Raw genomic sequence first — 12,413 nt, 5'->3', positions numbered from 1 at the left:
ATACCCCGGCCTGCCTTCGCATGAAGCGCTTCGGAACGACTCTGGCGGGGGAGGGAGTGGTGCAGTTTCGAGCCCATTCGATTTGTGTTGCCCGGGCCAGTGCGCGGCGTATCATCCCGGCCGCGGCAAACATGGAGAGAACCCATGCCAACAAGTGTCAAGGAATTGATGGCCGCCGCCAATGCGGTCGTGCCGAAAATCTCGCCCGAAGAGGCCCGCAAATTGATCGCCGAGCGCAATGCCCTGGTCATCGATGTGCGCGACGCACCGGAAGTCGCCGCCAGTGGCAAGGTGCCGGGCGCAATCAATATCTCGCGCGGCATGCTGGATTTCCGCGCCGAAGCCGACACACCCTACCACAATGCCGAATTGACCAAGGATCGCCCCATCATCGTCTATTGCGCCTCCGGCGGCCGCTCCGCCCTCAGCGGCAAGCTGCTCAAGGACATGGGCTATGGCGAAGTGTTCAACCTTGGCGGTTTCAAGGACTGGACCGAAGCCGGCGGGGCCGTGGAGAAGGTGGGATAAGATCACAGAAAGGGCGGGGCAACTCACCCCCGCCCTTTGTTGCTTCTAGGCGGATGCTCCGCGATATTTTGCGAGCTTCGTACGGGCATTCTCGCTTCGAGCAAGATCTGCCAATTCCGCCGGCACGACGCGTCGGCCCACAGGCCATAACGATATACCGGCAAGCTTGAACGACTGCAGTCCGAACGGAATGCCTATCAATGTGAGGCAACACAAAACGCCAGCCAAAAGATAGGCAAAGAACAACACGATACCGAAGGTGCAGGCCCAGATTACGTTGACGATAAAGCCGACGGTGCCCGTAACCGCCGTTGTTGCACTTAAGCCTTTGCCATCAAGCTCTCGGATATGAACCACGTCCTTGCCGAATGGCCACGCGGACAGTCGCGCCATTTGTAGCGCTGCAATAGTGAGTGGAATGCCGACGATTGATATCGCGAATACTGCTGCGCCGAGCAGCCAAATTAGGGCGGTGTACCACCCGCCCAAGACAAACCAGATTACGTTTCCTGCAAACCGCATATTTCCCCCAAAGCGTCATTTTGACATCCATCTCCTTTATTCAGAGTTCAGCATTTTTAGAATTGGAATTTGGGAGCCTAAGTAATCGGCGCGAAGGGTAGAGCACTCCCTTGGTAAGGGAGTGGCTAAATCATCGCCATCGTTCTGTCACATGCATGCGAAACCCGCGGGCTATCACCAGTGGCAGCGTGTCGGAGGATGTGATGACGGAAAGCGCCACGGCCCATCAGTTGAAAGACGCATGCGAGCAATTGCTCAGCGATGCGCAAAATCCCGATGATGTCACGGTGCGGCGCATTACCGAGCTGGCGCGGACCAATGTCGGGGCGGTGAACTACCATTTCGGCAGTCTCGAGCGGTTGATCCTTTCGGTGGGCGAGCGGGTCTATCTGCGGCTCAATGCGGAGCGGCTGACGCTGCTGGCGCAGGCGGTGGCGCGCAATCAGCCCCAGCCCGCTGATGCCGCCTCGCTGATCGCCGCATTGGTCGGTCCCTCGATCCGCTGGAGCCTCGATCCGAAATCGAGCTATCGCGTGCTCAAGCATATGACGACGATTGCCCAGGCCAGCCATCACCCGGAAATCTTCAATCCGATCGTGGAAGATGTGGAGCACCACCGCACGTTCATTCCCCATTTCCGGCTGGTCGCGCCCTGGCTGAGCGATGTCGATGTCGGGTTCCGGATCAGTTGCATACTGGGTGTACGCTCGCAGATCATCCGGAGCCGGCACCGCACCGAAATGTTGACGAGCAATGCCATCGATCTGGGCAATCCCCAGGTCGTGCTGGAGCAGGTTGTGGCCGCCACGGCGCCCATGTTCACCGTTCCGCCACAGCCCTATCCAAACGGCGTTTCAATTCCGTCACGGCACTGAGACGCCGCCGCGCTACCTGCTGCTCCGACCTTAAGCGGAGCATAGAGCATGGCCGGCGAGACCACCTTCATTCACCTGACCGATCTGCATATCGGCAACCCGGACGTTACCGATCCGCACCTGTTCAGCGACACCTCGGCGACGCTGCGGACGATTCTCGATCTGGTGGAAGCGGTCTCGCCCCGTCCCAGTTTCATCGTCGCCAGCGGGGACCTCACCAACCAGGGCGATCCCGGCAGCTATCGCCAGCTCAAGGCGCTGATGGCGGCAACCTCCCTGCCGGTCATCTATGCGCTGGGCAATCACGATACCCGCGAAGGGTTCTATCGCGGCATGCTGGATCGCGAGACCGATCTGGAAGCAACTCTGGACCACCAACAGGTGATCGCCGGTGTCCATGTCATCACCCTGGACACCAGCACACCCGGCCAGATCGGCGGCACCATCGAGCCCGAACAATTCGCCTGGCTCGAGGAGGCGCTGGATAGCAACCCAGAACTGCCCAAGCTGATTGTCGCCCATCATCCGCCCGCCTTGGGCGATGAGCCGGACTGGGCGCATTGGCGCACCGTGGAATTCTCGCAGTCGCAGCGCCTGGCCGAACTGCTCAAGGGCCGCAATATCCTCGGCATCCTGAGCGGTCATATTCATCACGACCGCCTGTCTGTGTGGCATGGCATCCCGGTAGTCGTGGGCATGGGCCAGCACGCCGCCACCGATATCCTCCAGGCCGAAGTGCTGCGCATGGTCAATGGCGCCTCCTTCGGCATTGGCACCATCAGGCGCTCGGGCCTCACCATGGCATTGGTGCCGTTGCCCTCCGACCGCGCCGAACTCAACCGCTATTCGCTGCAAATGCTGCGCGACCGCCAGGAAGCGGCGCTCGCGGCTGCCGGCTGACCCCTTCTCTCCCAGAGGACTATTCGATGATCAGACGACACATTCTCAAGCTGCTCGCTGCCACCGGCCTTGGCTTCACCGCGCTTTCAGGCCTGGCCTTCGCGCAGATGGCCGCCTCGGTCGACGCGCCCGTGACCATCACCTTCTACAATTACAACCTCGCCACGGCGAGCGCGGGCGCCGATGCGACGCGGGAGCTGATCGCCGAATTCGAGGCGGCCAATCCCAATATCAAGATCGAACCGATCGGCGTGCCCTCCAACGAGATCATCACGCGGCTCCAGGCCGACATGGCCGCCGGCCAGCAGCCCGACGTGGCGCAATTGGTGTTCCGCGACCTGATCTACATTGCCAGCGATCTTGGTGCGAATGCGCTTGAGGATATGGCGGGGCAGGAGGGTTACGACGCCCTCGTGGACGGATTGATCCCGCGTGGCGTGGATCTCGGCCGCATCGATGGCAAGACCTATGGCCTGGCCTATACCTTCTCGACGCCGATCCTCTATTACAACGCCGATCTCTTCCGCGCCGCCGGGCTCGATCCGGACCAGCCCCCGCGCACCTGGGCCGAGGTGAAGACCGCCGCCGACGCCATCGTCGCCAAGACCGATGCCGAGGGGTTCTTCCCCGGCGCCTATGGTCCGGCCGACGGCACCTTCGTCTATCAGGCGATCCTCATGTCCAATGGCGGCAATGTCCGCGATGGCAACACGCTGAGCTTCGCCAATCCCGAAGGCATCGAAGCGGTGCAGATGCTGCGCGACATGGTCGATAGCGGCGGCCATGGCCGGCTCGACCCCGCCAATCCCAGCGACAGTATGGCGAGCGGCACGCTGGGCATGTTCCTCTATACCAGCGCCTTGCAGAACACGCTCTCCAAGGCCGCCGAAGGCAAATGGGATCTGCGCGTCGCGCCGATGCCGGCCTTTGGCGACAAGCCGACCGCGCCGACCAATTCGGGCAGTGCGCTCTTCACCTTCTCCAAGGACCCGGTCAAGCAGCGGGCTTCCTACGAGCTGATGAAGTTCCTGACCTCCAAGCATGGCTACACCATCATCACCAGCAAGATCGGCTATTTGCCGCTGCGCCTCGATATCGTGGATGACCCGGAATTCCTGGGCCCCTGGACCGAGGCTCACCCGCTGATCCGGCCGAACCTCGAGCAGCTCGATCGTCTCACGCCCAATGTCGCTTTCCCGGGCCCGAACTACCGCCAGGCCGAAGGCATGATGAAGGAAGCCGTGACCGAGGCCGTATTCGGGGAAGGGGACGTCACCCAGGTGCTGACCTCTGCCCAGGAAACGGCACAGACCCTGATGCCGCAGGACTGACGACAGATCGGGGCGCTACGGCGCCCCGCACGTTTCCAAACCGATGAGATCCAGCAATGTCGATTGCCTTCGACCGGCACATGCCGCTTGCCGACACCCACAATATTCGCGATCTGGGCGGCTATGCCCGCGCCGATGGCGGCAGCACGCAATGGCGGCGCATCCTGCGGGGAGATTCGCTCTCCCACCTGCGCGAGGCGGGCCGCGCACACCTGCTGGCCCAGGGATTGTCGACGGTGATCGATCTGCGCGGTCCGCACGAGACGGCCGGGGAGCCCAACCCGTTCCAGGGCCATGCTAGCGTCGACTATCGCAACATCGCCCTCTTCGATGCACTCGCGCCGATTGCCGCCGGCGACGCGGGTTTCGACATGGGCGCCCGCTATCGCGAGGCGCTGGATCGCTGTGGGGACCGGCTGGCGGAGGTGTTGCGCGCCATTGCCGCAGCGCCACAGGGCATCGTGCTGTTCCACTGCACCGCCGGCAAGGATCGCACCGGCATTGTCTCCGCCATGCTGCTGCTACTCTCCGGAGTGAGCGAAGCGGACGTGGCCAAGGACTATACGCTCACCGCCACACTGGCCGACCCGCTTATCGCCCGGCTGCGCCTGGTGGCGCAGGCGAGGGGGCTCGACGACGCCCATATCGACCGCGTGCTCTCGAGCGACGCGGCCACGATGATGGACATGCTGCAGTATTTGCGCCTGCAGCACGGCGGCATCGCGGCCTATGGCACGGCGATCGGTCTCGCGCGAACTGACATCGACACCTTGGTCAGCCGGCTATGCGACTAGCCATGCACCGCAATCGCGTCCCAGCACATGCCGGCGATCTGCTCCCGCTCCAATACGGTGAGCGGGGCGGGATTGGTCCGGCGGCGCTTGAGCGTATTGCGGATGGCGCCGCGCACGAAGCTGGCCATGAGCGAAGCGGGCCCCTCGCGCACGCTGCCCTCGCGTTGGCCGGCCTCCAGCATGGCGGAGGAGTGGTCGACGAAGGGGCTGAAGATCGCGCCGGCTTCGTTGATCGTCATCAGCGGGTTGTTGTCGAGATATTCGAAGAGCCGCGCTCGCAGCGGGTCCTCCCAGATGAAGTCGATATAGTCGGCGATATAGCGGCGGATGCGGTCTCTATGCGAAATGCCCGCTTCCGGCTCGGCCGCCAGCCGCCCGGTCATCACCTCGGCCACCCGGCCATAGACTCCGCGGACCAGATCTTCCTTGGATTTGAAGTAGTTGTAGAGCGAACCAGTCGCGACCCCGGCCTCCACGGCAATAGCCGACATGGAGCATTGCAGACCGTTCTGCACGATCAGCTTGGAAGCCGCTTGAAGAATGCGCTCGCGCTTGTCGGGACTAACATCCATAAACTGAATGAACCTTCATTCACCTGTCATGCTGCGAGGCTACCCATGCCCTCGTCCTCACGCAAGAGCCAATCGCCAGCTTTAACGAACGGCCCGTGAACGCATCATTCGAACCGGTCGCCCCAAGGGCCGGTCTGCAACAGGAAGGCGCCACCAATGTCCGAACATCTCACCTTCATCCACCTCACCGACCTGCATATTGGCAACCCCGAGGTGCAGGACGATCACCTCTATTCCGATACCGCGACCACGCTGACCAGGATCCTGGCCGAGGTGAAATCGCTGGTGCCGCAGCCCAAATTCATTGTCGCCAGCGGCGATCTGACCAATCGCGGCGATGCCGGCAGCTACGAACAGCTCAGGCGCATCATCGCCGAATCCGGCCTCGACATGCCCATCCTCTATGCCCTGGGCAACCATGACCGCCGCGACGGCTTCTACCCCGCCATGCTCGGCCAGACCGAAAATGTCGATGCGCCCTATGACCATTCCCAGGTGATCGACGGCGTCCACGTCATTGTGCTGGATTCCAGCGTGCCCGGCAAAGTCGGCGGCCATTTCGAGCCCGGTCAGATCGATTGGCTCAAGTCTGAGCTCGACCAGCATGGCGACCTGCCCAAGCTGCTCGTTATGCACCACGCGCCGGCCCTCGATACCGACCGGCCCGACATGGAATGGGAATCGCTCACCATCGCCGACACTGAAGCCCTGCGCGAAGCCGTCGAAGGCTATGACGTGATCGGCATCCTCTCCGGCCATATCCATTTCGACCGCGTGTCCAACTGGTACGGCATTCCGGTCGTCGTCGGCATCGGCCAGCATGCCGCAACCGACGTGCTGTGGCTGCATGAAGGCCTGCGCATGCTGTCGGGCGCCTCCTTCGCCATCGGCACACTGCGCCCCTCCGGCCTCAGCATCACCTTCGCGCCCCAGCCCGCCGAGCGTCGTGAACTGCACAGCTTCACCTTCGCGGGCATGGCCGAAATGCTCAAGAAATACGAAGCCAGCGCCCCCGTTGCGGCCGAATGAACCGAAAGCCGATGCAGATGAACCGCAAGACGTTTCTCGCCCGCGCCCTGGCCTTGCTGGCCGCCGGCCTCTCGCTGCCCGCTTTGGCCCAATCGATCCCCGCAAGTGTCGATGAGCCGGTGACCATCACCTTCTACAATTACAACCTGGCCACCGCAGGCATTGGCGGCGACGCCACGCGCAAGATGATCGCCGAATTCATGGCGGCCAATCCGAATATCACGGTGGAAGGCGTTCCCTATTCCAGCGCCGACGCCAGCCGCATCCAGGCTGACCTTGCCGCCGGCCTGCCGGTCGATCTGGTGCAAACCGTGTTCAGCGATCTCGATTTCGCCGTCACCAATTTCGGCGCCCAGGCGCTGGAAGACCTTGTGCCGGCCGAAGAACTGGCCGCCCATTTCGAGGGCATGTCGCCCAATGGGCTCAAACTGGGCGTGCTCAACGGCAAGACCTATGGCCTGGCCTATACTTTCTCGACGCCGGTCCTGTTCTATAATGCCGACCTGTTCAAGGCTGCCGGGCTCGACCCCGACCAGCCGCCCAAGACCTGGGAAGCGTTGAAGGCCGCAGCCCTCGCCATCCAGGACAAGACCGACGCAGCGGGCTTTGCCGCCGGCATCACCGGCCCGACCGCCGCAGACTGGCTGTTCCAGGGCGTCGTGCGCTCCAATGGGGGCGAGGTGATCTCGCGCGACCGTACCACGCTCAAATTCGCCGAGCCCGAAGCGGTCGAGGCCGTGGCCATGCTGCGCGATCTCGCCGATGCGGGCGTCTATGAGAACGCCGATATCAATGGCGCACTCGAGGGCATGGCGGCCGGCAATATCGGCATGTACCTGCAGACCAGCGCCATCCAGGGCTCGCTGGTGGCCGGCGCGACCGGCAATTACGAGCTGCGCGCCTCCACCATGCCCAGCTTCGGCGACAAGCCGGTGCGGCCCAACAATTCGGGCAGCGCGCTGACCATCCACACCACCGATCCGCTGAAGCAGCGGGCCGCCTGGGAGCTGATGAAGTTCCTGACTTCGGAACATGGCTACACCATCATCACCTCCGAAATCGGTTACCTGCCGCTGCGCCCGGCCATCGTCAACGACCCGCAATATCTGGGCGAATGGATCAAGGAACATCCGCTGGTGCAGCCCAACCTGGACCAGCTCGCCGTGCTTGAGCCCTGGGACCCGATGCCCGGCCCCAACTACCGCCAGATCGTCAAGACCATGATGGACGCAGTCGAAATGGCCGTGTTCGGCGGCGCCGATCCTGCCGAGACGATGAAATCGGCGCAGGACACCGCGCAGAGCTTCATGCCGTGAATAATAGCCGCCCCACATACGGTGTCACCCCGGCGAAGGCCGGAATGACACCGAGGGTGGGGCGGTCTTCGAATATCAACGAGAGGTCAGCATGACCGATGCAACCCTATCCACCCGCCGGATTGCCGCGCCCCGCAAGCGCTCGGGGCTTTGGCGCGTTTCGCCCTGGCTCTACCTGGCCCCGGCCATCATCACGCTGATCATCTGGATCTATTGGCCGCTGGTCGATGCCCTGCGGCTGAGCTTTTTCCAATGGAACATGCTGCCCAATTCGCCGCGCACCTTTGTTGGCTGGGACAATTACACCAAGATTTTCGCCCTGCCGAAATTCTGGCTGGCGCTGCGCAATACCGGCATCTATGTCGCCGGGCTCCTGCCCATCGCCGTGCTCATTCCGCTGGCCATCGCCATCTACACCCATGATCTGCCGGCCCGCTGGCGCAATATCTACCGCGCCATCATCTTCGTGCCGATGATCATCGCGCCCGTCGTGGCCGCCGCCGTGTGGCGCTGGCTGCTCGATCCGGGCTACGGCATGGTCAATCTGGTCATCAAGTGGTTCGGCTTCGACCCGGTCAAATTCCTCAGCGATCCCAAGGTCGCCATCTGGACCATTATCGTTATCACCGGCTGGAAGCTGATCGGCTTTTCGACGCTGATCCTGTCGGCGGCCAATGCCAATATCAATCCATCGCTGATCGAGGCGGCCCGCATGGATGGCGCCAGCAAATGGGAAGTCATCCGCGATATCCGCCTGCCGCTGCTCAGCTCGTCGGTGCTGTTCCTGGTGATGATGACCATCCTGCTCGGCGCGCAATGGAGCTTCACCTATATCAATGTGCTGACCGGCGGCGGCCCGCTTGGGGCCACCACCAATATCTATTTCCTGCTGTGGGATTTCGGCTTTTCCAGCATGTCGGTGGGCTGGAGTTCGGCCTCTGCCGTCATCCTGTTCCTCGGCTTCGGGGCCATCGCCTTCTTCCTGTTCCGCCTCATCGACAGGTATTCCTTCCATGACAATTGAAGCCGTTTCGCGCCCTCTGGTCGCCGCAAAGCCACGACTTCGCCGCACCGCCCGGACCCGCTCGCGCCTCGATGGCGCGGTGGGACACCTGGTCATGGTCGTGCTGTCGATCTTCTGCCTCTTCCCGGTCTATTGGATGGTCGTCACCTCGCTGCGACCCGCCAACGCAATCTTCGAGACGAGCCTCTGGCCCTCATCGATCTCGCTAGACAATTATGCCTATGCGCTCAACGCCATTCCCATCGTGCATATGCTGGGCAATACCCTGCTGATCTCCGCCGTGGTGACCGTGATCCAGCTTTTTACCGGCCTTTTGGCTGCCTATGCCTTTGCCCGCTGGCGGTTCCGCTTCGATACATTGGTCTATTCGCTCGTCGCGCTGACCTGGCTGGTGCCGTTCCAGGTGGTGATGATCCCCAATTATCTGCTGGTGGCGCAACTGGGCCTGCTCGACAGCATCACCGCGCTCATTCTGCCGCATTTCGCCTCGGCGCTGGCCATTCTGCTGCTGGCCCAATCCATGCGCAGCTTCCCCAAGGAGGTCATCGAGGCCGCCCGCATGGATGGCGCGCGCAGCTGGCGGATTCTCTGGGAAGTGATGATGCCCAATCTGCGCGGCACCATCGCCTCGCTGGCCATCCTGATCTTCATTTCCACCTGGAATGAATATTTCTGGCCGCTGCTGCTCTCCCGCACACCGGAAAACAGCGTCATCCAGATCGGCATCCAGATGTTCATGACGGCCGAGGGCACCCAATGGGGCCCGCTCATGGCGGCCTCGACCATGGCCAGCCTGCCGATCCTGCTCATCTACATCGTCCTGCAACGGCAGGTCATCCAGTCCTTCATGAAATCGGGAATTCGCTGATGCAAACCCAGTTCACGCGCCACCTGCCGGTCAGGGGCACCTATAATATCCGCGACCTGGGCGGCTACCTTACCGCCGACGGCGAGACGCGCTGGCGCCGCATATTGCGGGCCGATGGCCTGCATCGCCTCGATGCCGAAGGCATGGCGGCGCTGGTGGGCGAGGGGGTAACCACCGTCATCGACCTGCGCCATCCCGGCGAATTGGTCAGCCACCCCAATCCGTTCGGCGACAATCCTGCCGTGCGCTATCACAATGTCTCGCTGTTCGAACAATTGGCACCGGATGCAGGGCAGGGCGGCGATGTGCTGCTCGAACTCTATAAGCTCGCCCTGGCCAAGCGGCAGGACGCCATCCGCGACGTGTTGACCATCATTGCCGACGCCCCTGAGGGCGTGGTGCTGTTCCACTGCACCGCCGGCAAGGACCGCACCGGCATCGTCGCTGCGCTGCTGCTGGCGCTGGCCGGTGTCGAAGCGGCACTGATCGTCGAGGACTATGCCCAGACCGGCACCATGATCGCCCCCATGGTCGAAGAGATCATCGCCGACGCTGTGGCGCGCGGCGCCGATATCGAGGCCTTCCGCCCCATGCTGGCTGCCGACCCCGCCACCATGGCGGCCACCATCGCCCATATCGTGGAAGCCCACGGCTCGGTGCGGGATTATCTGCAAGCCATTGGTCTTGGCGATGCCGCCATCGATCGCCTCAAGAACCGTCTCGCGGGAGAAGCATGATGGGTGAACTGGCCCTTTCCGCCCTCAAAAAGACCTATGAAGGCAAGCAGGTGCTGCATGGCATCGATGTCGAGATTGCCGATGGCCAGTTCGTGGTCATTGTCGGCCCCTCCGGCTGCGGCAAGTCCACCTTGCTGCGCATGATCGCCGGCCTCGAGGACATTACCGAGGGCACTATCACCATCGACGGTACGGTGATGAACGACATCGACCCGGCCGATCGCGGCTGCGCCATGGTGTTCCAGAATTATGCGCTTTATCCGCATATGACGGTGCGCCAGAACATGGCCTATCCGCTCCGCATTGCCGGCCTGCCGCAGGCGGAGCGCGACCGCAAGGTGGAGGAGGCGGCCGCCATTCTCAGCCTCACCGACTACCTCGATCGTCGCCCCGCGCAATTGTCCGGTGGGCAGCGTCAGCGCGTCGCCATGGGCCGCGCCATTGTGCGCGAACCTTCGGTGTTCCTGTTCGACGAACCCCTATCCAATCTCGATGCCACGCTGCGCGTGCAGATGCGCATCGAGATCAAGCGGCTGCACAAGCGGCTCAAAGCCACTTCGATCTTCGTGACCCATGACCAGGTGGAAGCCATGACCCTGGCCGATCTGCTGATCGTGATGAATGGCGGCCGGGTCGAGCAGGTCGGCACGCCTGCCGCGGTTTATCGCAACCCCGCCTCAACCTTCGTGGCCGGCTTCATGGGCGCGCCGGCGATGAACTTGATGCCGGCCTCAGTCGGGGCCAATGGCGCTGTTACCCTCGATATCGCCCCGCAACTACCCTTGCTGGAGGTGCCCGAACTGGCCGCAGGCACGCTCGTCACACTCGGCATCCGCCCCGAGGCCATCGGCATTTCGTTCGATTCCACACGCGGCTTGCCCGCGACAGTGGACCTGGTCGAGGAATTGGGCGGCTCGCGCGTCGCCTATTGCGCGGTCAAATCCCTGGAACTGGCCATCGTGCTGCCTCCGGGCGACGAGAGCTACGAGGGCCGCCAGGTCTTCCTCGATTTCGGCAAAGCCTGGCACATCTTCGACCGCCTGACCGGCAAGCGGATCGAAACGGCAGCACGCGAAGCTCGCGGTGGTGTGGGGCAGTCCCGGCTGATCGAGGCCTGAGGCTCAGTCCCAGCCCGACAGCATGGCAGCTTCCACATAGTCCAGATGCCCGCTCATCGCGGCGCGCGCCGCGGTGGCATCGGCATTGATGATGGCGCCGACGATCTTCTCGTGATCGTCCAGAATATGCTCGCGCACCTCGCGGATGTCGGCCAGATGCTGGTGGAAAGCCGCGTCGAGCTCTTCGCCGCGCGAATTCCACAGACCATCTAGGATTTCCCGCAGCACGGCATTGGCGCAACCATCGGCAATGGTCATGTGCAGGGCCCGGTCGCTCTCGGATGACCATTGGTCGGCGGCGGTCTCCGCGCGCATGGTCTCGATGATCCGCAAGAGCCGCGCCTTGCCTTCTTCCCCGATATTCTGCGAGGCCAGGGCCCCCACTTCCGGCTCGATGAGGCGGCGGGCCCGCATGATTTCGATGGGCGAATGGTTGAGCTCGGGCAGGGCGTCATCGTGCTCGCGCTGGCCCCTGACAAAGGCGCCGACACCGACGCGGACTTCCACCAGCCCCGCCACCTCCAGCGCGATCAGCGCCTCGCGCACCGTCGGCCGGGAGACCCCCAGGCTGATGGCCAAATCGCGCTCGGACGGCAATTGCTGGCCCGGCGTGGCGGCTCCCGAAACGATCTGCTCGCGAATCTGGTCGGCGATCTGGACATAAAGTTTCCGGTTGGAAACGACCTGCAGTTTCATGCTTTCCCCAAAAATTCCGCCGCTCGGCCGCTCCGGCATCGTGTTGGAACTGCCTCTTCTTAGCGGGCAAGCCCGCACTTGTCCACACTGGTATGACCACTTG

The 12,413-nt window shown here is 62.8% G+C and carries 14 protein-coding genes; 11 read left to right on the top strand and 3 right to left on the bottom strand.

Going from position 1 to position 12,413, the window contains the following annotated elements:
- The first annotated feature begins 144 nt into the window (after positions 1-144).
- On the top strand, positions 145-528 hold the full coding sequence (locus QQL79_RS08290; RefSeq protein WP_284389750.1) for a rhodanese-like domain-containing protein: 384 nt from the start codon (positions 145-147) through the stop codon (positions 526-528).
- Between the two features lie 45 nt (positions 529-573).
- Here the strand turns inward: QQL79_RS08290 and QQL79_RS08285 are convergent, their stop codons facing one another.
- A complete protein-coding gene (locus QQL79_RS08285) occupies positions 574-1,050 on the bottom strand; it encodes a YccF domain-containing protein (protein WP_284389748.1) in 477 nt (158 codons plus the stop codon).
- A 203-nt stretch (positions 1,051-1,253) separates the two neighbouring features.
- Between QQL79_RS08285 and QQL79_RS08280 the strand changes: the two genes are divergently transcribed.
- Genes QQL79_RS08280 through QQL79_RS08265 form a run of 4 tightly spaced genes read left to right on the top strand, consistent with a single transcriptional unit; the run spans position 1,254 to position 4,950 of the window.
- Positions 1,254-1,925 (top strand): TetR/AcrR family transcriptional regulator, encoded by a 672-nt coding sequence (locus tag QQL79_RS08280; RefSeq protein ID WP_284389746.1) that lies wholly within the window; start codon positions 1,254-1,256, stop codon positions 1,923-1,925.
- Positions 1,926-1,973: 48 nt separating this feature from the next.
- On the top strand, positions 1,974-2,825 hold the full coding sequence (locus QQL79_RS08275) for a metallophosphoesterase (protein ID WP_284389743.1): 852 nt from the start codon (positions 1,974-1,976) through the stop codon (positions 2,823-2,825).
- 26 nt (positions 2,826-2,851) lie between these two features.
- Positions 2,852-4,156, top strand: a complete 1,305-nt coding sequence (locus tag QQL79_RS08270) for an ABC transporter substrate-binding protein (RefSeq protein ID WP_284389741.1) — start codon at positions 2,852-2,854, stop codon at positions 4,154-4,156.
- Positions 4,157-4,212: 56 nt separating this feature from the next.
- Complete coding sequence (locus QQL79_RS08265; protein ID WP_284389739.1) at positions 4,213-4,950, top strand: tyrosine-protein phosphatase; 738 nt, start codon at positions 4,213-4,215, stop codon at positions 4,948-4,950.
- Here QQL79_RS08265 and QQL79_RS08260 read toward each other — a convergent pair.
- Complete coding sequence (locus tag QQL79_RS08260) at positions 4,947-5,522, bottom strand: TetR/AcrR family transcriptional regulator (RefSeq protein WP_284389737.1); 576 nt, start codon at positions 5,520-5,522, stop codon at positions 4,947-4,949. The two genes, QQL79_RS08265 and QQL79_RS08260, sit on opposite strands and share 4 nt — an antisense overlap.
- Before the next feature lie 156 nt (positions 5,523-5,678).
- On the opposite strand from QQL79_RS08260, the gene QQL79_RS08255 reads away from it, so the two are divergent.
- From QQL79_RS08255 to ugpC, 6 genes are all read left to right on the top strand, one after another.
- A complete protein-coding gene (locus QQL79_RS08255) occupies positions 5,679-6,551 on the top strand; it encodes a metallophosphoesterase (RefSeq protein WP_284389735.1) in 873 nt (290 codons plus the stop codon).
- The gene (locus QQL79_RS08250; protein WP_284389733.1) at positions 6,548-7,867 is read left to right on the top strand and encodes an ABC transporter substrate-binding protein; all 1,320 of its coding nucleotides are present in this window, start codon (positions 6,548-6,550) and stop codon (positions 7,865-7,867) included. The genes QQL79_RS08255 and QQL79_RS08250 overlap by 4 nt, the downstream gene beginning before the upstream one ends.
- 91 nt (positions 7,868-7,958) lie before the next feature.
- Complete coding sequence (locus QQL79_RS08245) at positions 7,959-8,891, top strand: carbohydrate ABC transporter permease (protein ID WP_284389731.1); 933 nt, start codon at positions 7,959-7,961, stop codon at positions 8,889-8,891.
- The gene (locus QQL79_RS08240) at positions 8,881-9,759 is read left to right on the top strand and encodes a carbohydrate ABC transporter permease (RefSeq protein ID WP_284389729.1); all 879 of its coding nucleotides are present in this window, start codon (positions 8,881-8,883) and stop codon (positions 9,757-9,759) included. Before QQL79_RS08245 ends, QQL79_RS08240 begins: the two co-directional genes overlap by 11 nt.
- The gene (locus tag QQL79_RS08235; RefSeq protein ID WP_284389726.1) at positions 9,759-10,496 is read left to right on the top strand and encodes a tyrosine-protein phosphatase; all 738 of its coding nucleotides are present in this window, start codon (positions 9,759-9,761) and stop codon (positions 10,494-10,496) included. Before QQL79_RS08240 ends, QQL79_RS08235 begins: the two co-directional genes overlap by 1 nt.
- Positions 10,496-11,614, top strand: a complete 1,119-nt coding sequence (gene ugpC / locus QQL79_RS08230) for a sn-glycerol-3-phosphate ABC transporter ATP-binding protein UgpC (protein ID WP_284389725.1) — start codon at positions 10,496-10,498, stop codon at positions 11,612-11,614. Before QQL79_RS08235 ends, ugpC begins: the two co-directional genes overlap by 1 nt.
- A 3-nt stretch (positions 11,615-11,617) precedes the next feature.
- On the opposite strand, the gene QQL79_RS08225 is transcribed toward ugpC, so the two are convergent.
- Positions 11,618-12,310: a FadR/GntR family transcriptional regulator gene (locus QQL79_RS08225; protein WP_284389724.1), complete on the bottom strand. Its 693-nt coding sequence runs from the start codon at positions 12,308-12,310 to the stop codon at positions 11,618-11,620.
- Between the last annotated feature and the right edge of the window lie 103 nt (positions 12,311-12,413).

The sequence above is a fragment of the Devosia yakushimensis genome, from assembly GCF_030159855.1.
Taxonomy (GTDB): domain Bacteria; phylum Pseudomonadota; class Alphaproteobacteria; order Rhizobiales; family Devosiaceae; genus Devosia; species Devosia yakushimensis.
The sequence above is the reverse complement of the archived record's forward strand: the minus strand, read 5'-3'. Positions and strand labels throughout refer to the sequence as shown.

What these genes read in the sequence shown, in the direction of transcription:
- QQL79_RS08290 (WP_284389750.1), top strand. Translation starts at nt 145, where the DNA reads ATGCCAACAAGTGTCAAGGAATTGATGGCCGCCGCCAATGCGGTCGTG.
- QQL79_RS08285 (WP_284389748.1), bottom strand. Translation starts at nt 1,050, where the DNA reads ATGCGGTTTGCAGGAAACGTAATCTGGTTTGTCTTGGGCGGGTGGTAC.
- QQL79_RS08280 (WP_284389746.1), top strand. Translation starts at nt 1,254, where the DNA reads ATGACGGAAAGCGCCACGGCCCATCAGTTGAAAGACGCATGCGAGCAA.
- QQL79_RS08275 (WP_284389743.1), top strand. Translation starts at nt 1,974, where the DNA reads ATGGCCGGCGAGACCACCTTCATTCACCTGACCGATCTGCATATCGGC.
- QQL79_RS08270 (WP_284389741.1), top strand. Translation starts at nt 2,852, where the DNA reads ATGATCAGACGACACATTCTCAAGCTGCTCGCTGCCACCGGCCTTGGC.
- QQL79_RS08265 (WP_284389739.1), top strand. Translation starts at nt 4,213, where the DNA reads ATGTCGATTGCCTTCGACCGGCACATGCCGCTTGCCGACACCCACAAT.
- QQL79_RS08260 (WP_284389737.1), bottom strand. Translation starts at nt 5,522, where the DNA reads ATGGATGTTAGTCCCGACAAGCGCGAGCGCATTCTTCAAGCGGCTTCC.
- QQL79_RS08255 (WP_284389735.1), top strand. Translation starts at nt 5,679, where the DNA reads ATGTCCGAACATCTCACCTTCATCCACCTCACCGACCTGCATATTGGC.
- QQL79_RS08250 (WP_284389733.1), top strand. Translation starts at nt 6,548, where the DNA reads ATGAACCGAAAGCCGATGCAGATGAACCGCAAGACGTTTCTCGCCCGC.
- QQL79_RS08245 (WP_284389731.1), top strand. Translation starts at nt 7,959, where the DNA reads ATGACCGATGCAACCCTATCCACCCGCCGGATTGCCGCGCCCCGCAAG.
- QQL79_RS08240 (WP_284389729.1), top strand. Translation starts at nt 8,881, where the DNA reads ATGACAATTGAAGCCGTTTCGCGCCCTCTGGTCGCCGCAAAGCCACGA.
- QQL79_RS08235 (WP_284389726.1), top strand. Translation starts at nt 9,759, where the DNA reads ATGCAAACCCAGTTCACGCGCCACCTGCCGGTCAGGGGCACCTATAAT.
- ugpC (WP_284389725.1), top strand. Translation starts at nt 10,496, where the DNA reads ATGGGTGAACTGGCCCTTTCCGCCCTCAAAAAGACCTATGAAGGCAAG.
- QQL79_RS08225 (WP_284389724.1), bottom strand. Translation starts at nt 12,310, where the DNA reads ATGAAACTGCAGGTCGTTTCCAACCGGAAACTTTATGTCCAGATCGCC.